The organism is Pseudomonas sp. F01002 (assembly GCF_004402115.1).
Taxonomy (GTDB): Bacteria; Pseudomonadota; Gammaproteobacteria; order Pseudomonadales; family Pseudomonadaceae; genus Aquipseudomonas; species Aquipseudomonas frigoris.
On sequence record NZ_SOPU01000002.1, the window covers coordinates 18,394 to 36,238 of the forward strand.

Genomic DNA, 17,845 nt, shown 5'->3' on the forward strand with positions numbered 1-17,845 from the left:
GCCGCAGCCTGATGAACTCATTATCGACAAGGGCCGTTATAGCGCCTTCCACCGAACCGACCTGGACGCCCGACTCAAGGTGCTCGGGGTCGATACCCTGATCGTCTGCGGCGTGTTGACCGATGTCTGTGTGCTCAGCACGGTGTTCGATGCCTTCGCCCTGGGTTATCACATTCGGCTGGTCAGCGACGCCTGCACCACCACATCGATTTCATCCCTGAGACCGAACGCCATGGCCAACCCGGCTCGCTGTTTTTCATCTGGTTCGGTGCCAACATGAACGGGCGTATCAACTGGATCGCTTGCGGCAGTTTCGTGCTGGCGATCGCCCTGGAAATCCCCTTCATGAACACCACGTTGGTTCGGTCCGGTGGCCAATGCCCTGGATGGCGTAGACCTGGCCTGGATCGTCGGGCTGCTGGTGCCCGCCCTGAGTTACTACTGGCTGATGAGATTCGCCAAGCGTGCGCCGATGGTGGGTCAAGCGCTGCCGTAGATCACTCAAAGACACAGCGCCGGTCAAGGCCGGTGCTGTGCCTTGCCATTCATCGATAAAACTCAACTATCGAAAATGCTTGCCGATAGTCAGGACAATGCCCCATCGTCTGGGGATCCTGGAATGTGTAGCAGCGGGTTAAAGCTGATGAAAGATATCTATCTACTGATCGAGCACGGCATCGATCAGGGCGAAGTGTATGTACTGGGCTATTTCGATGATGAACGCAGGGCTAAGGAAGTCGCCGAGGAGAAGGAGTGGGAGGCGTATCGCGCCAGCTTGAAAGCCGAGCATGTATGGTCCAGCCACAAACCGTTGGCCCCGGACAAAACAGCTTATCGGCGTTTCTGGATCAAAGCGGTTTCCAGGTTTGAGCTCATGCCTGTTCCGAGATCCTCAGCGGCCCACTGAAATTGAGCAAATGCCGAATTTCAGGCAAAAAAAATCCCAGGCAGCTGATGGACGCCTGGGACTCAAAATGCATAAACCGTGGTGGTGAACGCGGGGCGAATATTACTTAATATTTCTGCCTGTAACAAGATATTTTGATTCACCATCCAGTTACTAAAACGTCTAACTCATTAAATATCCACACATTTTTTATGGTCGAGCGTCGACAAGGACTGATTTAGAGGTACCAGCGATACTCCCGCGCACTGATGTCCTGCAGGAATGCCAAATGGTCCTGGCGCTTGTTTTCGCAGTAGACATCTACAAACTCCGCCCCCAAACCCTCGCGCATCTGCGCGTTGTTTTGCATCGAACGCACGGCCTCCAACATCTCCAACGGGAAGTCGATTCCGCTGCCACGATCTTCGTTGAGAGATGCAATCGGTTCACGACCCACTTCCAGCCCTTGCTCCAGCCCGACCAGAATCGCCGCCAACACAAGATAAGGATTGGCATCCGCGCCCGCCAGGCGATGTTCAATGCGCAGATTTTTAGCGTCCGACTCAGGCACCCGCAGACAGGCGTCACGATCTTCAAAGCCCCAACTGGCGCGCGTCGCGACATTCACCGTGCCGCTCAAGCGACGCATTGCGTTGTGATTCGGTGCAAAGATCGGCATGCAATGCGGCAACACTTCAAGGCAACCGGCCACCGCATGGCGCAGCGCCTGCTGATCGTTAGCCGCCAACAGGTTGGTTCCCGCCTCGTCGTAAAGGCTCACATGCACATGCATGCCGCTACCGGGGTGCTGCAAGTAGGGTTTTGCCATGAAGCTGGCGCGGTGGTTGTGCTTGAGGGCCACCCCCCGTGTGCTGCGGCAGAACAGGGCCGCCCAGTCGGCCGCACGCAGGCCGTCGTCAAGGTGACCGAAATTGATCTCGAACTGGCCCGGGCCCAGCTCCGCAGTGATCACCGTGGCATCGATGCCTTGCGCCCGTGCCGTCTCGACCATGTCATCGAGTACCGGTGAAAATCTCGACAGCCGTTCGATGTGCATGTTCGGCTGATCATCGGCATCGTCCGTCAGCTGATCGCGAGGGAACTGTGGCAAGCCGTCACGTAATTGGCGATCGAACAGATAGAACTCCAATTCGAACGCGACCACAGGGAAAATCCCTTTTCGGCCGAGGCGCTCGAGCACCTGCGCCAACACTTCGCGCGGCTCGAAGACGATAGGCTTTTCAGTACCGCTTGAGGTAATCAGCATTTGCCCCAGCAGTTGTTTTTCCCAGCTCACGGGCTTGAGCGTACCGGGCACCAGGCGGCGGAGAGCATCCGGGTCGCCGTCGTTGAAACAGTAGTCGCCGATTTTGAACAGCCCCCCCTGCGTGCCCAGCAACACACAGTTTTGCGGCAGCTTGAGCGCGGTGCCTGCGGCGACCTTCTCGAGCATTTCTATCGGGTAGCGCTTACCGTAAAAATGCCCGGGGATATCCAGGGAAATCAGGTCAACGTAACGCACCTGCGGGAAGCGCTGACGAAACGCGCGAACCTCAGCAACCAGATCAGAGCAGACAGCATCCATCGTTAGTGTTCCTTGTTGTTTTTATCAGGTGTAAACCCAAAGCACCCGGGCGAGCTGATCCGAGAGGTTGCCGTAGCGACAATGCGTATGACTGGCCAGCTGAAAACTGTCGCCGGTGCGCAATGTCACCGGTTTATCGTCATCCAGCCACAGCGTCAGCTCACCCTCGAGGACATAGCCACCCTGCTCCGAGCTGTCGTTCATGTGCCGATCACCACTGCTGGCGCCGGGCTCCAGTTGGCTTTCAAGCATTGAAAAGGACGCCCTCATCTTCGGAGAGACGAGGATGTCGGTAATCCCGTCGGCGTAATACAGCGTGCGTCGCTCATCCGGGCGGGTCACCCAAGGCAATGCCATGGGCTTGGGTAAGCTGTAGAAATAGGTAGTCGGCACGCCGAGTGTTTCGCTGATGGCGGTCAAGTCCGCCACCGTGGGACGTGACAACCCCCGCTCGACTTGCGAGAGAAAGCCGACCGAACGACCGATTTTGTCCGCCAGGTCTTTCAGCGTGTACTTTTTGTGTTTGCGCAGGTCCTGGATCAGGATCGCCAGCGCCGAGATTTCTTCTTGCATGTCCATCTAAAAGCTTCCCGAAATTGATGCTTCAAATACTGTCGCGCAGCCGATACCAGGCCTTGCCGATGGCTTCCAGCGGTGCTGCCAAATACTTTCCACCGGGAAAACTGCCGTTGATCAAACCCTGATACAACGCCAGCTCATCCGGCTGGCCAAGTATCGCGTCGGACACGGCACGCGCCCCGGCCAAAGTCGGCAGCACGCCATGCCCGGAGTAACCCTGTAGCCAGTAGAGATCGCCACATCGACCGATGTCAGGCGTGCGCTTGAGGGTCAGATCGATGTGTCCTCCCCAGGCAAAGTCCAGTTCGACGCCCTTGAGCTGAGGAAACACGCGTTCCAGATAGGGCCGAGTCGCAGCGGCGATGTCCTTCGGCATGCCGCCCAAATAGGTGCAACCACCGCCGAACAGAAGACGGTTGTCCGGCGTACGGCGGAAATAATCGAGAACAAACTGGTTGTCGGTGACGCATACATTGCTGGGTAGCAACGCTGTTGCCTGCTCCTCTGAAAGTGGCGCGGTGGCCACCTGATAGGTGCCAACCGGTAACACGCAACTCGAAAGCTCCGGATCAAGCCGATCAAGGTAGGCGTTGCACGCCAGCACTAGCACGTCGGCGCGAATGCGACCGCGCTCAGTGGTGACCACGTAACGATCGCCTTCTTCGTGATAACTCAACGCCTTGCTCTGTTCATGAATACGTCCACCGGCCTGTTCAATCGCAGCGGCCAGGCCGAGCGCCAATTTCAGCGGATTCAAATGCCCGCCTTCAGGATCGAACAGACCTGCCTGGTAACGCTCACTGGCGACCCAATCAGGCAACGCCTCGCGCGCGATGAACTGCAAACCATCGTGGCCCCACTTGTGGCTGGCCTCGTGTTGCCATTCTGTCAGCAGACTCACCCGACGCGGCATCACCGACGTCCAGAGGTGGCCGGGCCGATAGTCACAATCAAAACCATGGCGCGCGGGCAAGTCTCGCAACTCCCGTGCCGCCCAACGCATGCTGTCCCATAACCGGCGCGCGCGCTCATAACCCAGCGCCGACTCCAGCGGCGGCATGTCACACGACCAACCGAGAATGGCCTGACCGCCATTGCGCCCCGAGGCGGCCCAGGCCACCCGACTGGCTTCCAGCAACGTCACGCGCTTGCCGGCGAGTGCCAGACGCAACGCCGTATGCAATCCACTGAAGCCGGCCCCGATGATCAACACGTCAGTGTCCTGCTCGCCCTCCAACGCGGCTCGATCGAACAGACGATCGGCACAGGTGTGGGCGTAATAGCTGGCGACGTGCTGGGTAGATTGCTGAAACATGCAGGCCTCGTGAATTTTTATACTTATATTTTCATGAAAAAGTACACGTTAAATTTCACGACCGCAACCGTTCAAGGCGCAAAAAAAATCCCGCCCAAGAGAACCCGGGCGGGATTTTTTCTAAGCTGGCAGCGTTATCGAGATAACACTAACGACTTTTAGGCAATCGGAATCAACGGATCCGCCGCTGCCCATGCAGTTTTGCGATTGGCCACCGGAGGGTAGATCCACTGGGTGTTGATTTGCGTCTTGAGCGACTTGCCTTCCTGTTTGACCAGCTTGACCTGGCGATCCCAACCTTCAGTGTAAACCGCACCCCAAGCTCCCAAATCCAGACAGGTCACGTATTTAGGCTGGCTATACGGAGTCGGATCCACACCCAGAATCTGCGCAGCAACGTTATTGCCGGCATGGCGACCCAATACGATAGCGTGCTGGCAGGTCATCAGTGCGAAGTTGCCGATGTCATCGGTGGCGGCGTAAGCCACGTCGCCGGTGGCGAAGATGTCTTCCTGGCCAATGACTTTCAAGTGCGCGTCGACGTGCAGACGGCCCAGGTGATCGCGTTCGGCCGGAATCTGCTCGGTCAGCGAGCTGGCGCGTACACCGGTGGTCCAGACGACGGTTTTGGCATCGATGCGCTGACCATCGGCCAGCGTCACACCGTTTTCATCGACGGCGACGACCGACGATTTCAAGCGCCATTTCACACCCGTTTCAATACTGGCTTCAGCGATCGACTTGGCGATCTCGGCGCCCATGGACCCGCCAACTTTCTCGCCACGATCAACGATGATCACTTCGATGTCGGCGCGATCACCCAGGATGGCACGCAGCCGCGCAGGCATTTCAGTCGCGGTTTCAATCCCGGTGAAGCCACCGCCGGCCACCACTACGGTGTTGCGAGCTTGGCTTTCTGGCAGGTTCACCAGGGACTTGAGGTGATTTTCCAGGCGTACGGCCTGTTCGATCTGGTCCACGTCGAAGGCGTGTTCTGCCACACCTGGCGTGTTCGGCAATGCCAGGCGGCTGCCGGTCGCCAGAACGAGTTTGTCGTAGCTGCACACTTGCTGGTTGCCGGATGCATCGAGGTAGCCGACACGTTTTTGCTCAACGTCGATGGTTTCGGCAGAGCCCTTGATGAAGTTGACGCCGACCGCATCGAACAGTTCGCCGATCGGTGCGGCCAGTTGGTGAGCATTCGGTTCGTAGAAGCGCGGACGGACTCGCAGCTCGGCCTGAGGGGCCAGAACGGTCACTTCAACGTCGTTGTGACCATGAATGTCGAACAGACGCGTGGCGCTCAAAGCCGTCCACATGCCACCGAAACCTGCGCCGATAACCAAGATGTGCTGTTTCATTTATAACTCCGGGGAGAAGGCCAAGTGATGAGTTCGTTAAAGGTCGCGCTCTTCGGTAGCGGCTGCTTACCGCTGCCGACCGGACAACGGCGACTATATTGATCCTAGTTACTTGGCACAAAACGAAATTACTGATGGTTAGTATCGAAAAGTTTGATTTGTCCAGAAAGACATATGAACAGCCAACTATGCCGCACAACGAGCAGTGAATACGCGACAGGATGCGTTGCTCGGCTCGCTTTCCGCTGTTAACATTTACGACACCTTTAGTCGGAGATTGATATGTCTCTTTACAGCGCAGGCGTTGAGTACGGCATTCATTGCCTGATTTTTTTGGTGGGCAATGGCGGCGACACCCGTGAAGCGAGCGTGCGTGACCTTGCTGAGCTGCAAGGCGTACCACAGGACTATCTGGCAAAAATTTTCACCAAACTGGCCAAGACAAAACTGGTGGTCGCCACAGAAGGCGTGCGCGGCGGGTTCAAGCTGGCCCGGCCTTCTGACGAAATCAGCCTTCTGGATATCGTCAATGCCATCGACGGCGAGAAGCTCATCTTCGATTGCCGAGAGATTCGGGGGCGTTGCGCCTTGTTCGAAGGTTCCGCGCCGGCGTGGGCGCTGGCGGGTCAGTGCTCGGTGCATGCAGCCATGATGACCGCGCAGAAACGCATGGAAGACGCCCTCGCCCAGCAGACCATTCTTGATCTCGCCAGGAAGGTTGGACGAAAAGCGCCGGCGCAATTCAATGCTGAGGTGGACAACTGGATGAACGATCGTCGGGAAAAGAAAATCGGTGCGAGCGCTCAGGCAAGCGACGACCCGATCATCCAGGTGACCGATATCACCGACTAGACCTTACAGACAATCACGCACTGCCTGACGCAACGCCCCGGATTTCGCCCAGGGCGGCCCCTGATAAAGCGATACGTGGCTGCCATCCTTCGATTTCACGATATCCACGATCTCGTCGGCCGTGATGATGCTCGGCGCCGTGACCCTGTAGCCATTGGAAATCGCCGATTGGGTCGTGCTGGGTATCTCCCGCTGCCACGCCGGAAGAACGCACGCGGCATAGTCTTTTGGCGTCTTGTTGCTGTACTTGCTGAGATTGGGCTCACCTGGCACCAGGGACGCGGGCAACGAACAGCCCGCCAGCAACGCCAACCCTACTCCCCCAATCAAATTGCGCATGACGCGTCCTTATCCCGAAAAAAGGAAATGTAGCGCGTCGCTGCCCGGACATCCATCCGTTACACAGAACTCAGCACGGGGCGTTGTGATCCCCGGGATCCGGATACGACCTCTCGTTCAGATAAGTCATCCATCTTTCATACGCTTCATGCTGCCATTGAGTAACCCGTTCCCATTCCGGGCCGCTCAGCTGATGCGCAGAAATCAGTTTCATCATTTCCGTGGTGGCCGCGTCCAGATCAACCATCAGCTCATGGGCATGAAATCTAAAATCATCGGTAGCCGTCATTTGAAGTTGCCTCGCCCTAGCAAAAATTCACTACCTCACTACGACATCAGAACTGCGGGTTCGCGTTCATTTTCCCGACAAAAGGCTGCACCCACGGCCCAGACGAACAAAACGCCCTGACCTGTGAAATGGGACTAAAATTTCGTAGCGGGGATTGGCAGGAGGTCATCATGTGGCTTAACGAATCTGAAAACGAACTTCGGCGTAACCTGCAAAGCGTTGCGTCGGATTTGAGATGGTCAGCGGTAGAGCTTTTGCGCATCGCAGAGCAGCTACGCCTGGCCGGCAATGATGTGGATGCGCAAGCAACCCTAAAACTGTGCGAGTTATTTCAGGGAGATGAAGAACGACTGAAGGGTTATGCCGAGGAAGTGAAAGCCAAGGTGATCACTCGAACGAAAGCTCATTAGCAGGAGCGCTGCCATGCACAAGCCTCTATGCGCGCTGGTCGTTGTACTGGCAGCGTCGGGTGGCTGCAGCACCGAATCGCGTGTCTATCGGGATCAGCCGTTGGTTGCAAAGGTCGAGACCGGCATGAGCAAGGATCAAGTCCAGCAGATTGGCGGCCAGCCTTTATCGATAACGGATCGCACCGGCGAGCCTGGCACTTGCTTTGACTACAAGCTGACGCACGCCGGCCATCAGCAGACGTACAACGTCAGTTTCGATGGCAGGGGCAAGGTCGACCATACAAGCTTCTTGACTTGCGCGGAATGGAGCCACGCGCAACAAAAAGCCCGAGAGCCTTCCCGCAGCACCGGCGGCGGTTATTAGCCCGGGATCCTAGCGCCCAGCAAAGAAAAGCCCCGGCGAACCGGGCTGCAAGTGCGCTATTTATCTGATTTCTGGCTGCGTGCAGGCCGAGTTGCTTTGGCCTTGTAGCCGGGAAGAGCGGCCGCAAAGGCCAGTGCTTCCTCTCTACTGCCAAAGGCTCCAAGCCGGTCACCTTTGGTGCACACTCGCCATGGGCCGTTGTTCACGCTGAGTACGTCATAACCGTTCATGTGCATTTTGGTCAGCATTGGAACGCTCATAGTCACCTCCATTTCGGCAGTGATGATCCTGGATTCACTTGAATACCTTACACCCGACCTTCCATGAAGTGCCGACCAGACGTCGCGCCAGGATTCCGACATCCGGATGCACTTTCAACTTCGTCCATCACTCCAACCCTTGAGACAGACACCCCGGCTCTAATATTGCATTTTTATGACTGATTTATGACAGACGGCAATCAGGTAACACATGAAAGTACGCGCGACCGTCATTTGCGAGCAGGACCGGCACATTCTCCTGGTGCGCAAGCCAAGGAGTCGCTGGATGCTACCCGGCGGAAAGGTTGAGCGCGGTGAAGCCATTGCCGACGCCGCCACGCGAGAGCTTCAGGAAGAGACAGGGCTTGGGGTCGACGGGATGCTGTACCTGATGGAGATGCAAACGGCCAGCACCCGACACCATGTGTACGAGGCCTTTGTGACGAACCCGGGCGAGGCCCGCCCGCAAAACGAAATTTTCGATTGCATCTGGTATCCGCTGGACGCGGTACAGAACCTGAACACAAGCGACGCCACGCTCAGAATCATCAAAGCGTTTCAGCGTCGCCTGTAAGGCTCTCTATCCTGCGGCCAACGCCGTCGCGGCCTTATCGATGAACGCTGCAATCTCGACCGGCATCGACGCCAGGGACGCATGGCTGGCGTTCAGGGTCAGGATCTCCCTGGCGTTCAGCCGCTCCGCCATCCACTGCTGATTTTGTGGTGCGATCATCCTGTCATCTGTGGAAACCTGATACCACGACGGCTTCTTCTTCCACGCCACAGTGGTAATGGTGTCGCCGAAGGTGCTGGCCAGTGGCGCTTTCTAGGTGATGCCCATCACCCGCGATGACTTTGTTCCAGTGGGCAGCACCGCCCCAAAAACCATGGACCAGCACGATCGTGGGTTTGTCGCTCATCACGATGACTCCGATTGAGGATGGGTTGTTGGCCAGTCGCGTCAGCCCAGGTCGCCGCCACCGACCGGCATGATCATGCCGGTGATATAGGACGCTTCGTCGCTGGCCAGAAACAGAATAGCGCTTGTCTGTTCATCCAGCGTGCCATAGCGCTTCATCAAACTGCTGTCGAGCGTCTGGTCGACAATCTGCTGATACCAGACCTTCTCCTGCTCGCTCTGATCGGCGCTGTTGCGCGGAATCACCCGCGGCGGCGCTTCGGTGCCACCGGGTGCGGTGGCATTGACCCGAATCCCGCGACCGGCGGTTTCGAAGGCCAGGCAAGCGGTCAGCGCGTTGACCCCACCCTTCGCCGCACCGTACGGCACGCGATTGACACTGCGCGTGGCGATGGACGAAACGTTGACGATAGCGCCACTCCCCTGCTCAAGCATGAACGGCAGCGCGGCATGACAGCACCACAGCGTCGGGAACAGCGAACGGCGCACTTCGGCCTCGATCTGCGACGCTTCGTAATGCTCAAAAGGCTTGGTCCAGATCGTCCCGCCTACATTATTGACCAGCACATCCAGACGCCCGAAACGCTCGACGGCGGTTTGCATCACGCGGCTGCATTCGCTGTATTGCTCAAGATCTGCGGTCAGCGCCAGCACCTGGCTGCCCTGCCCCAATTGCTGCTGAACCTCGAACACCAGCTCGGAGCGATCGACCAGAATCAACCGCGCCCCTTCCGCCGCCATGCGCTCGGCAACGCGCCGACCGATGCCTTTGGCGGCGCCGGTGATCAGCGCGACTTTTTCGTGGAATCTGTTCATACATACCTCGTGTTTGCGCCAACCCCTCCGTAGGAGCTGTCGAGTGAAACGAGGCTGCGATCTTTTGATGTCGCCCTTATAAAAATCGCAGCCTCGTTTCACTCGACAGCTCCTCAGGGACAATGCCGCAGAGAATTCTTACGCCGCGCTGGCGGCAAATTTCTCGTAGTAAAAGTTTGTCGGCGCGATGCCTTTTTCACGAATGAACTGGCTGACGGCCTCGACCATCGGCGGCGGGCCGCACAGGTAAACATCGACGTCGCCTTCGTTCAAATGCTGCGGTTCGATGTGTTGGGTCACGTAGCCCTTGAGCGGGTGCTGACTGTCCGGGTTGGCCACGCAGGCACTGAAGCTGAAGTTCGGGATTCGTGCGGCGAAGGCTTCGAGTCGATCCATCTCCACCAGATCGAAATCGTTGGTCACGCCGTAGATCAAATGCAGCGGATGCTCACTGCCCTGCTCGGCGATTTTTTCCAGCATCGCCGTGAACGGTGCCAGCCCCGTACCACCGGCCAGCAGCAACAACGGACGGCGAATGTCGCGCAGATAGAAGCTGCCCAACGGCCCGGCCAGGCTCATGCTGTCGCCGGCCTTGGCCATGCCGGTGAGGAAGCTGCTCATCAAGCCGCCGGGCACGTTGCGGATCAGGAAACTGACCTCGCCGTCGCGCTGCAACGAGCTGAACGAATAGGCGCGGGTCTGCTCGCTGCCGGGAATCCCGAGGTTCACGTATTGCCCCGGCAGGAACGCCAGTTTGCTCAGGGCTTCGCCTTTGATCGACAGCGCGATGGTGCTGTCGGACAACTGGCGCACGGCACTGATGGTGGCGTCATAACTGGCCTGACGTGTGCGGCACACCTCGGATGAGGTCGGCACGCGCACCACGCAATCGCTCTGGGCGCGCATCTGGCAGGTCAGGACAAAACCTTGCTCCGCTTCTTCCGCGCTGAGCGCGTCTTCGATGTACTCCTCGCCCAAATCATAACGGCCGGCCTCGGCGAAGCATTTGCAGGTACCGCAGGCGCCGTCGCGGCAATCCAGTGGAATATTGATGCCTTGGCGATACGCGGCATCAGCCACGGTTTCGCCGACATTGGCGTCGATGAATCGGGTGACGCCGTCTTCGAAATTGAATGCGATGGAATGAGTCATGACCGCGGCCTCACAGGTGGTAGACATCGATGACCTGGCGAACGTAGTCGTTCTTCAGGATCACTTTCTTGGCCTTGATCAGCGGGTTTTCACCGCGCACATCGAGGGTGTAGAAACTGCTGCCGAAATAGCTGTCGACGGTCTTGTAGCGAAAGCTCAGGGTGTGCCAGTTGAAGCGCACTTTGCAGAAGCCGTCGGCCTGTTCGAGCAGCTGGATGTTGCTGATGTTGTGCGAGGTGCGGGTGTCCGGCATGGTGGCGCTGGAACGCTCGGTCTTGATGCGGAAGACGCGGTCTTCCAGGCCGGTGCGGTTGCCGTACCAGATCAGCGAGATTTCCCGCTGCGGGTCTTCGGTCAACTCGTCGTTGTCGTCCCAGGACGGCATCCAGAACGTCGCGTCCGGGGCGTACAACTCCAGCCATTCGTCCCATTGCCGATCATCGAGGTAGCGCGCTTCGCGGTAGAGAAAGTCGCGCACGGTGTCATAGGTGATGGTCATTGCACGGCCTCCACAGGAATCAGTTCGGACTGCTCGGCGGCCAGGGCCTTGAGCATGGTCTGCTGCCAATACTTGTGTTGCAGCACGAACAGGCCTTCGTCTTCGGTGCGCACGCCGCTGAGCAGCGGATGCAGGTCGATTTCCGTGGCCGCCTCATCGGCGCCTTCGATCCAGTGTTCGGCGCCACGGGACATGTCGTTCCAGGCGGTCACGCTGCCCTGATAACTGGTCTGGCAGGAACGAAACTCTTCCAGATCATCCGGGGTGGCCATGCCGCTGACGTTGAAAAAGTCTTCGTACTGACGAATCCGGCTCGAACGGGCGTGGTCGCTCTCGCCTTTGGGGGCGATGCAGTAAATGGTGATTTCCGTGCGGTCGACCGAGATCGGCCGGGCGATACGGATCTGCGAGCTGAACTGGTCCATCAGGTACACGTTCGGGTACAGGCACAGGTTGCGCGAGTTCTCGATCATCCAGTCGGCGCGGGCCTTGCCGAAGTCCTGGGCCAGTTCGTCGCGACGCTCGTACAACGGGCGATCTTCAGGGTTGGCCCAACGGGTCCAGAGCAACATGTGGCCCTTGTCGAAGGAGTAGAAACCACCGCCCTGCTTGGCCCAACTGCCGGCACTCATGGTCGGGTTGCAATCGCCGGCCTCGCGCTGCTTGCGCTGGTTCTGGGTGGCCGCGTAGTTCCAGTGCACGGAGCTGACGTGATAGCCGTCGGCGCCGTTTTCGGCGGTGAGTTTCCAGTTGCCTTCGTAGATGTAGCTGGAGGAACCGCGCAACACTTCCAGGCCATCGGAGGACTGGTCGACGATCATGTCGATGATCTTTGCCGACTCGCCCAGGTGTTCAACCAACGGCACGACATCAGCCTTGAGGCTGCCAAACAGGAAGCCGCGATAGGACTCGAAACGCGCAACCTTGGTCAGGTCGTGGGAGCCTTCGCAGTTGAAGCTCGCCGGGTAGCCCGCTTCGGCCGGGGCCTTGACCTTGAGCAGCTTGCCGGAGTTGTTGAAGGTCCAGCCGTGGAATGGGCAGGTGTACGAACTTTTGTTGCCGGACTTGTGCCGGCACAGCGTCGCGCCACGATGGCTGCAGGCGTTGAAGGAACGCATTGAGCTCACCGTCCTTGTTGCGCGCGATGAAGATCGACTGGCGCCCCATGGTGGTGGTGTAGAAGTCGTTTTTGTTGGGGATCTGGCTTTCGTGGGCCAGGTACAGCCAGTTGCCTTCGAAGATGTGCTGCATCTCGAGATCGAACAGCCGCGGGTCGGTGAACATCTCGCGCTTGCAGCGATAGATGCCCTGTTCTTTGTCATCTTCGAGCAGGGAGTGAAGGTATTCGGGTCGCAGGGACATGGCCGCCGCCTCCATTGTTTTTATTCAGGCAGGGCCATGCTAGGACGGGCGGAAGTGGCGGACTATCCGCTGGGTGCAGACCTGTATCCGTTTACTGCAAAATGCAAGAACCCCGTAGGAGCTGCCGCAGGCTGCGATCTTTTGATCTTGCCTTTAAAAAGCAAAATCAAAAGATCGCAGCCTGCGGCAGCTCCTACGGGGTCCGGTGTTTCAGTGGCGGCGTTTGAGGGTGTCCGACGGCAGTTCGCCAAACTGTTTGCGGTAGCTGTCGGAGAACCGGCCCAGGTGCAGGAAGCCGTAATCCATGGCCACTTCCGTGACGTTGCGCACGTTGCAGGTCGGGTCGCTCAGGCAGGCGTTGATGCGCTCAAGGCGTTTTTGCCGGATGTAGTTTTTCGGCGTGGTGCCGGCGTTGCGTTCAAACAATCCGTACAACGAGCGCAGACTCATCCGCGCCTGGCGCGCCAGTTCTTCGCTGTCGATGTCCTGTTTGAGGTGGCCCGCGATGTAGTCGGCAATCACCTCGAACGTGGCCGTCTGTGAGCCGAGACTGATCCGGCTGACATTGGTCTTCATCAGGCTGAGCATCTTGCTGACGATGATCTGTGCGTAGTGCTCCTGCACCCTGGGAATCTGCTCGGAGGCCTCAGCTTCCTGGCAAATCATCGCCAGCAGACCGACAAAGCCTTCCAGTTCATCGAGCTGATAACGGTTCTCCAGAAACCGCACGCCCTGCCCCGGATAGCGCCAGCGCTGTTCATCGCACACGGATTCCAGCAACGAGGTGGGGACTTTCAGAATGAATTTTTCGCAATCGTCGGAATACGTCAGGTCCACCGGATCGTCGGGATTGATCAGCAGCAACTCGCCGGGCGCGAAGTAGTGTTCCTGGCCGTGGCCGCGCCACAGGCAGTTGCCGCGCAGCAGAACTTGCAGGTGATAGATGCTTTCCAGCGCACCGGAAGTAACCCGTACGCTGCCGCCATAGCTGATGCGGCACAGGTCGAGGCTGGCAAACTTGCGATGATTGAGGCTGGCCAGCGGTCGCCCGGCCCGGGGCATCAGAATGCAATGGTTACCGACATGCTGATTGACGTAGCCAGACACCGCGTAAGGGTCGGCGTGGTCGAATACGGTGCTGCGCTGACTCAACAGTTGCGCTTGCATCATCGGGTCACTCTCATTGTTGTTATAGGTTGCGTCGGGCCATTCTAGAACAGTGCGCGCAACGGTGTGTCAGTAGGCCGACGTGCTGCCAGTCGGTTAACCGAAACCGGTGTGGGAGCGGGCTTGCTCGCGAAGGCGGCGTGTCAGTCAGCGTTGATGCTGAAGCTGATGGCCCCTTCGCGAGCAAGCCCGCTCCCACAAGGTCGGGTTCGCTCACATCCCGCGATCAGTCCTCGAGTGCGCGGACCCGTTCGTGGCGTTGCTGCTCGTCGGGTTGCGCGGAGGTCTGCAAGGTGAAATCGAAATCGATTTCGGCAAATCGACCGCTGACACCGTGCGCCGCTGCACGCTGTGGATCGTCGCTGAAGGTGATTTTGGCAATCAGCTCGTCACGGGTGGCATAGGCGAAATCGTCGTGCAGGTATTGATCGCCATCGAGGTTGATCTGGGTGGTCAGGTGACGATGATCCGGCGCGGAAATGAAGAAGTGAATGTGCGCCGGCCGTTGACCATGACGGCCCAGTTGATCGAGCAGTTGCTGGGTCGGACCGTCCGGCGGGCAGCCATAGCCCGACGGCACGATGCTGCGCAAGCGATAACGACCTTCGGCATCGGTGACGATACGACGACGCAGGTTGAACTCCGATTGAGTGGTATCGAAGTAGGAATAAGTGCCGCCGGTGTTGGCGTGCCAGACATCCACCACCGCGCCGGCCAACGGTTCGCCGGCGGTGTTTTTGACCTGGCCCTGCATGAACAGCACCACACCCGGATCGACGCCGTCATCCAGTCGCGCTTCGCCTTCCGACAGCGGCGCACCCGCCACGTACAGCGGCCCTTCGATGGTCCGCGGTGTGCCGCCAGCCTTGCCGGCCTGCTCGTCTTCGGCGTCCATCAGCAGGTCGAGGTAATGCTCCAGACCGAGCCCGGCCACCACCAACCCGGCCTCTTGACGCGCACCCAGCACGTTGAGGTAGTTGACGACTTTCCAGAACTCTTCCGGGGTCACGGCCAGGTCTTCGATGATGTTCACCGAATCACGCAGGATGCGGTAGACCAGCGCCTTGACCCGCGGGTCGCCAGCGTCGTTGAGCAGGCCGCTGGCCTCTTCGAGAAACTTCTGGACACTGGCAGTGTGGGAAATCTTGACGTTCATTTTGGTGGGTTCCTCATCTTGTAATTATTAGCGTAGCGAACTGAACAGGCTGGGTTCAGCGGTCATCCTCGCGGATGGAAGAAGGATGCCGGCACATCGCGTCGACCTCGATCGCCATGTACGGAAACAGCGGCAATTGCATGAGCAGGTCGTGCAGTTCCTGCACGCTGTCGACGTCAAAAACGCTGTAATTGGCATAGTGACCGGCGATGCGCCACAGGTGACGCCACTTGCCTTGCTCTTGCAGGCGCTGGGCCAGGGCTTTTTCGTCAGCCTTCAATTTGGCGGCTGCTTGCGGATTCATGTCGACCGGCAGGTTCACGGTCATTTTTACGTGGAACAGCATAATGCTCTCCTCAGGCGTGATGAATGGCAGTAGACGTTTTGTCACGACGGAAGAACGCCAGACGTTCTTCATCGAGGCTCAGGCCCAGGCCCGGTGTTTTCGGCACGTGCAACTCGAAATCGCGATAGACAAGCGGCTCGCTGAGAATGTCTTCAGTCAGCAGCAGCGGGCCGAACAGCTCGGTATCCCACGCCAGTTTGTTCAGCGTGACAAAGGCATGGGCCGAGGCCAGGGTGCCGATGCCACCTTCGAGCATGGTGCCGCCATACAGGCCGATACCGGCCGCTTCGGCAATCGCAGCGGTTCGCAGCACGGCACGCGGGCCGCCGTTCTTGGCGATCTTCAAGGCAAACACCGAGGCCGCGCCTTCACGGGCCAGATTGAACGCATCTTCCACGCACTCGATGGATTCGTCGGCCATGATCGGCGCCGGGCTCACGGCGTTCAGGCGCGCCATGCCGGCGCGGTTGTTGCGCGAGATCGGCTGTTCGATCAGGTCGATGCCGTTGGTTCCCAGGATCCGGCAGGCGCGCAGTGCGACCGCTTCATCCCAGGCCTGATTGACATCGACCCGCACGCTGGCGCGGTCGCCCAGGGCTTTTTTGATCGCAATGACGTGGGCCAGGTCGCGGTTGACCTCACCCGCGCCGATTTTCAGTTTGAAAATCCGGTGGCGGCGCAGGTCGAGCATTTTTTCCGCTTCGGCGATGTCCTTGTCGGTGTCACCACTGGCCAGGGTCCACGCCACTGGCAGGGCATCGCGAACGCGGCCACCCAACAACTCACTGACCGGCAGCCCAAGGCGCTTGCCCTGAGCGTCGAGCAAGGCGGTTTCGATACCTGATTTAGCAAAGGTGTTGCCACGGATGCTGCGCTCCAGGCGCAACATCGCGGCATTCACATTGGCGCTGTCCTGGCCCAGCAGCAGCGGTGCGAAGTGTCGGTCGATGTTGGTCTTGATGCTGTCAGGGCTTTCGTTGCCGTAGGCCAGGCCACCGATGGTGGTGGATTCGCCAATGCCTTCAATGCCGTCGGCGCAGCGCACGCGAATGATCACCAGGGTCTGGTTCTGCATGGTGTGCATCGCCAGCTTGTGCGGGCGGATGGTCGGCAGATCGACGATGATCGTCTCGATCGATTCAATGGCTGTTGCAAGCATGTCGATACCCGTCAGGTTCTTAAAGTTCTGGAACCGATTCTGGTACGGCTTTTTTCGGGAAGCCAATATAGAATTGGTCTGACTTGATACCTTTAAGGTATGAAACCGACTTGCATCTGGAGGCTCCATGGAACTGCGTCACCTGCGGTATTTTCAGGTGTTGGCTCAAACCCTCAACTTCACCCGCGCCGCCGAGCTTCTGCACATTGCCCAACCACCCCTGAGTCGGCAGATGCAGCAATTGGAGGATGAACTCGGGGTGTTGTTGCTGGAACGCGGGCGGCCGCTGAAGCTGACCGACGCCGGCCGATTTTTCCATGAACACTCCACCGCCCTGCTCGAGCAACTGGGCAAGGTGTGCGACAACACGCGACGGATCGGTCTGGGCGAAAAGACCTGGCTGGGCATCGGTTTTGCCCCGTCGACGCTGTACGGCGTGCTGCCGGAACTGATTCGCCGTTTGCGCAGCGGCGAGCCCCTGGAGCTTGAACTGGGGCTCTCGGAAATGACCACGCTGCAGCAAGTTCAGGCGCTCAAGGCCGGGCGTATCGATATCGGTTTCGGCCGCATCCGCATCGACGACCCGGCGATCATCCAGACTGTTTTGACTGAAGACCGACTGGTCGCCGCCCTGCCCGCCGGTCACCCATTACTGGCCGGGCCGATCAGTCTAAGCGAACTGGCGAAAGAACCGTTCGTGCTGTACCCCGGCAACCCGCGGCCCAGCTACGCCGATCACGTCATCGCGTTATTCGAATCCTATGGCGTGAGCATCCATGTGGCGCAATGGACCAATGAGCTGCAAACAGCCATCGGTCTGGTGGGAGCGGGAATCGGCGTCACCCTGGTGCCGGCCTCGGTGCAATTGTTGCACCGCGACGACATTGGTTTCACGCCGCTGCTGGAAGACAACGCGACCTCGCCGATTATTCTCAGCAGGCGCGTGGGCGACGTATCGCCGGGGTTGAATCATTGCTTGCAGATGATTGATGAACTGCAGCCGCGGAAGTAATTGCAGTTGTAACGCGA

The 17,845-nt window shown here is 58.6% G+C and carries 23 protein-coding genes and 3 pseudogenes; 9 read left to right on the forward strand and 17 right to left on the reverse strand.

What is annotated here, in order from left to right; all coding sequences use genetic code 11:
* From E3W21_RS31505 to E3W21_RS00120, 3 genes and pseudogenes are all read left to right on the forward strand, one after another.
* Nucleotides 1-280 (forward strand): isochorismatase family cysteine hydrolase (locus tag E3W21_RS31505; protein WP_256661464.1); only part of this gene is annotated, 280 nt, incomplete at its 5' end.
* Between the two features lie 2 nt (nt 281-282).
* A pseudogene (locus E3W21_RS00115) lies at nt 283-496 on the forward strand (cytosine permease); the annotation flags it as partial.
* 147 nt (nt 497-643) lie between these two features.
* A complete protein-coding gene (locus E3W21_RS00120) occupies nt 644-907 on the forward strand; it encodes a hypothetical protein (RefSeq protein WP_134417113.1) in 264 nt (87 codons plus the stop codon).
* A 217-nt stretch (nt 908-1,124) separates the two neighbouring features.
* Here E3W21_RS00120 and E3W21_RS00125 read toward each other — a convergent pair whose 3' ends face one another.
* From E3W21_RS00125 to E3W21_RS00135, 3 genes are read right to left on the reverse strand one after another with little or no spacing between them, the layout of a single operon-like run.
* The gene (locus tag E3W21_RS00125; protein ID WP_134417114.1) at nt 1,125-2,471 is read right to left on the reverse strand and encodes a glutamine synthetase family protein; all 1,347 of its coding nucleotides are present in this window, start codon (nt 2,469-2,471) and stop codon (nt 1,125-1,127) included.
* Nucleotides 2,472-2,495: 24 nt separating this feature from the next.
* Nucleotides 2,496-3,050 carry a helix-turn-helix domain-containing protein gene (locus tag E3W21_RS00130; protein ID WP_129443513.1) on the reverse strand — a complete coding sequence of 185 codons (555 nt, stop codon included), beginning with the start codon at nt 3,048-3,050 and terminating at the stop codon, nt 2,496-2,498.
* Nucleotides 3,051-3,075: 25 nt separating this feature from the next.
* Nucleotides 3,076-4,365 carry an FAD-binding oxidoreductase gene (locus E3W21_RS00135; RefSeq protein ID WP_134417115.1) on the reverse strand — a complete coding sequence of 430 codons (1,290 nt, stop codon included), beginning with the start codon at nt 4,363-4,365 and terminating at the stop codon, nt 3,076-3,078.
* Between the two features lie 9 nt (nt 4,366-4,374).
* Here E3W21_RS00135 and E3W21_RS32210 point away from each other — a divergent pair, with 9 nt between their 5' ends.
* A complete protein-coding gene (locus E3W21_RS32210) occupies nt 4,375-4,527 on the forward strand; it encodes a hypothetical protein (protein WP_371927026.1) in 153 nt (50 codons plus the stop codon).
* Here E3W21_RS32210 and E3W21_RS00145 read toward each other — a convergent pair.
* Entirely contained in the window at nt 4,524-5,726 is a 1,203-nt protein-coding gene (locus E3W21_RS00145; protein ID WP_129443507.1) for an NAD(P)/FAD-dependent oxidoreductase, read from the reverse strand. The genes E3W21_RS32210 and E3W21_RS00145 overlap by 4 nt on opposite strands.
* 282 nt (nt 5,727-6,008) lie before the next feature.
* On the opposite strand from E3W21_RS00145, the gene E3W21_RS00150 reads away from it, so the two are divergent.
* Entirely contained in the window at nt 6,009-6,578 is a 570-nt protein-coding gene (locus E3W21_RS00150; protein WP_134417117.1) for an Rrf2 family transcriptional regulator, read from the forward strand.
* Nucleotides 6,579-6,581: 3 nt separating this feature from the next.
* On the opposite strand, the gene E3W21_RS00155 is transcribed toward E3W21_RS00150, so the two are convergent.
* Together E3W21_RS00155 and E3W21_RS00160 are read right to left on the reverse strand one after the other, a co-directional pair.
* Entirely contained in the window at nt 6,582-6,917 is a 336-nt protein-coding gene (locus E3W21_RS00155) for a hypothetical protein (RefSeq protein ID WP_129443503.1), read from the reverse strand.
* Nucleotides 6,918-6,987: 70 nt separating this feature from the next.
* Nucleotides 6,988-7,206 (reverse strand): hypothetical protein, encoded by a 219-nt coding sequence (locus tag E3W21_RS00160; RefSeq protein WP_129443501.1) that lies wholly within the window; start codon nt 7,204-7,206, stop codon nt 6,988-6,990.
* Nucleotides 7,207-7,376: 170 nt separating this feature from the next.
* On the opposite strand from E3W21_RS00160, the gene E3W21_RS00165 reads away from it, so the two are divergent.
* Together E3W21_RS00165 and osmE are read left to right on the forward strand one after the other, a co-directional pair.
* Nucleotides 7,377-7,616 (forward strand): hypothetical protein, encoded by a 240-nt coding sequence (locus E3W21_RS00165; RefSeq protein WP_134417118.1) that lies wholly within the window; start codon nt 7,377-7,379, stop codon nt 7,614-7,616.
* Between the two features lie 13 nt (nt 7,617-7,629).
* Complete coding sequence (gene osmE / locus E3W21_RS00170; protein WP_134417119.1) at nt 7,630-7,980, forward strand: osmotically-inducible lipoprotein OsmE; 351 nt, start codon at nt 7,630-7,632, stop codon at nt 7,978-7,980.
* 56 nt (nt 7,981-8,036) lie between these two features.
* Here osmE and E3W21_RS00175 read toward each other — a convergent pair whose 3' ends face one another.
* Complete coding sequence (locus E3W21_RS00175; protein ID WP_134417120.1) at nt 8,037-8,240, reverse strand: DUF2188 domain-containing protein; 204 nt, start codon at nt 8,238-8,240, stop codon at nt 8,037-8,039.
* A 211-nt stretch (nt 8,241-8,451) separates the two neighbouring features.
* On the opposite strand from E3W21_RS00175, the gene E3W21_RS00180 reads away from it, so the two are divergent.
* Nucleotides 8,452-8,814 (forward strand): NUDIX hydrolase, encoded by a 363-nt coding sequence (locus E3W21_RS00180; protein WP_129443496.1) that lies wholly within the window; start codon nt 8,452-8,454, stop codon nt 8,812-8,814.
* A gap of 6 nt (nt 8,815-8,820) precedes the next feature.
* On the opposite strand, the pseudogene E3W21_RS32215 reads toward E3W21_RS00180, so the two are convergent.
* The 10 genes and pseudogenes from E3W21_RS32215 to E3W21_RS00235 form a co-directional block, all read right to left on the reverse strand.
* Nucleotides 8,821-9,066, reverse strand: a pseudogene (locus E3W21_RS32215) (alpha/beta hydrolase); the annotation flags it as partial.
* Nucleotides 8,978-9,160 carry a hypothetical protein gene (locus tag E3W21_RS32220; protein ID WP_371927027.1) on the reverse strand — a complete coding sequence of 61 codons (183 nt, stop codon included), beginning with the start codon at nt 9,158-9,160 and terminating at the stop codon, nt 8,978-8,980. The pseudogene E3W21_RS32215 and the gene E3W21_RS32220, both read right to left, overlap by 89 nt.
* Before the next feature lie 41 nt (nt 9,161-9,201).
* Nucleotides 9,202-9,975 (reverse strand): 1,6-dihydroxycyclohexa-2,4-diene-1-carboxylate dehydrogenase, encoded by a 774-nt coding sequence (locus E3W21_RS00190; RefSeq protein WP_134417121.1) that lies wholly within the window; start codon nt 9,973-9,975, stop codon nt 9,202-9,204.
* A 138-nt stretch (nt 9,976-10,113) separates the two neighbouring features.
* A complete protein-coding gene (gene benC, locus E3W21_RS00195) occupies nt 10,114-11,127 on the reverse strand; it encodes a benzoate 1,2-dioxygenase electron transfer component BenC (RefSeq protein ID WP_033057713.1) in 1,014 nt (337 codons plus the stop codon).
* Between the two features lie 10 nt (nt 11,128-11,137).
* Nucleotides 11,138-11,626, reverse strand: coding sequence for a benzoate 1,2-dioxygenase small subunit (benB, locus tag E3W21_RS00200; protein ID WP_134417122.1), 489 nt, complete (start codon nt 11,624-11,626; stop codon nt 11,138-11,140).
* A pseudogene (benA, locus tag E3W21_RS00205) lies at nt 11,623-12,988 on the reverse strand (benzoate 1,2-dioxygenase large subunit). The gene benB and the pseudogene benA overlap by 4 nt, the downstream one beginning before the upstream one ends.
* A 210-nt stretch (nt 12,989-13,198) precedes the next feature.
* Nucleotides 13,199-14,158, reverse strand: a complete 960-nt coding sequence (locus tag E3W21_RS00215) for an AraC family transcriptional regulator (RefSeq protein ID WP_134417123.1) — start codon at nt 14,156-14,158, stop codon at nt 13,199-13,201.
* Nucleotides 14,159-14,381: 223 nt separating this feature from the next.
* Nucleotides 14,382-15,311 (reverse strand): catechol 1,2-dioxygenase, encoded by a 930-nt coding sequence (gene catA / locus E3W21_RS00225; RefSeq protein WP_134417124.1) that lies wholly within the window; start codon nt 15,309-15,311, stop codon nt 14,382-14,384.
* Between the two features lie 55 nt (nt 15,312-15,366).
* Nucleotides 15,367-15,657 carry a muconolactone Delta-isomerase gene (catC, locus tag E3W21_RS00230; RefSeq protein ID WP_046053497.1) on the reverse strand — a complete coding sequence of 97 codons (291 nt, stop codon included), beginning with the start codon at nt 15,655-15,657 and terminating at the stop codon, nt 15,367-15,369.
* A gap of 10 nt (nt 15,658-15,667) precedes the next feature.
* On the reverse strand, nt 15,668-16,816 hold the full coding sequence (locus E3W21_RS00235) for a muconate cycloisomerase family protein (protein ID WP_129443482.1): 1,149 nt from the start codon (nt 16,814-16,816) through the stop codon (nt 15,668-15,670).
* Between the two features lie 127 nt (nt 16,817-16,943).
* Here E3W21_RS00235 and E3W21_RS00240 point away from each other — a divergent pair, with 127 nt between their 5' ends.
* Entirely contained in the window at nt 16,944-17,828 is an 885-nt protein-coding gene (locus E3W21_RS00240; protein WP_134417125.1) for a LysR family transcriptional regulator, read from the forward strand.
* Nucleotides 17,829-17,845 lie beyond the last annotated feature (17 nt).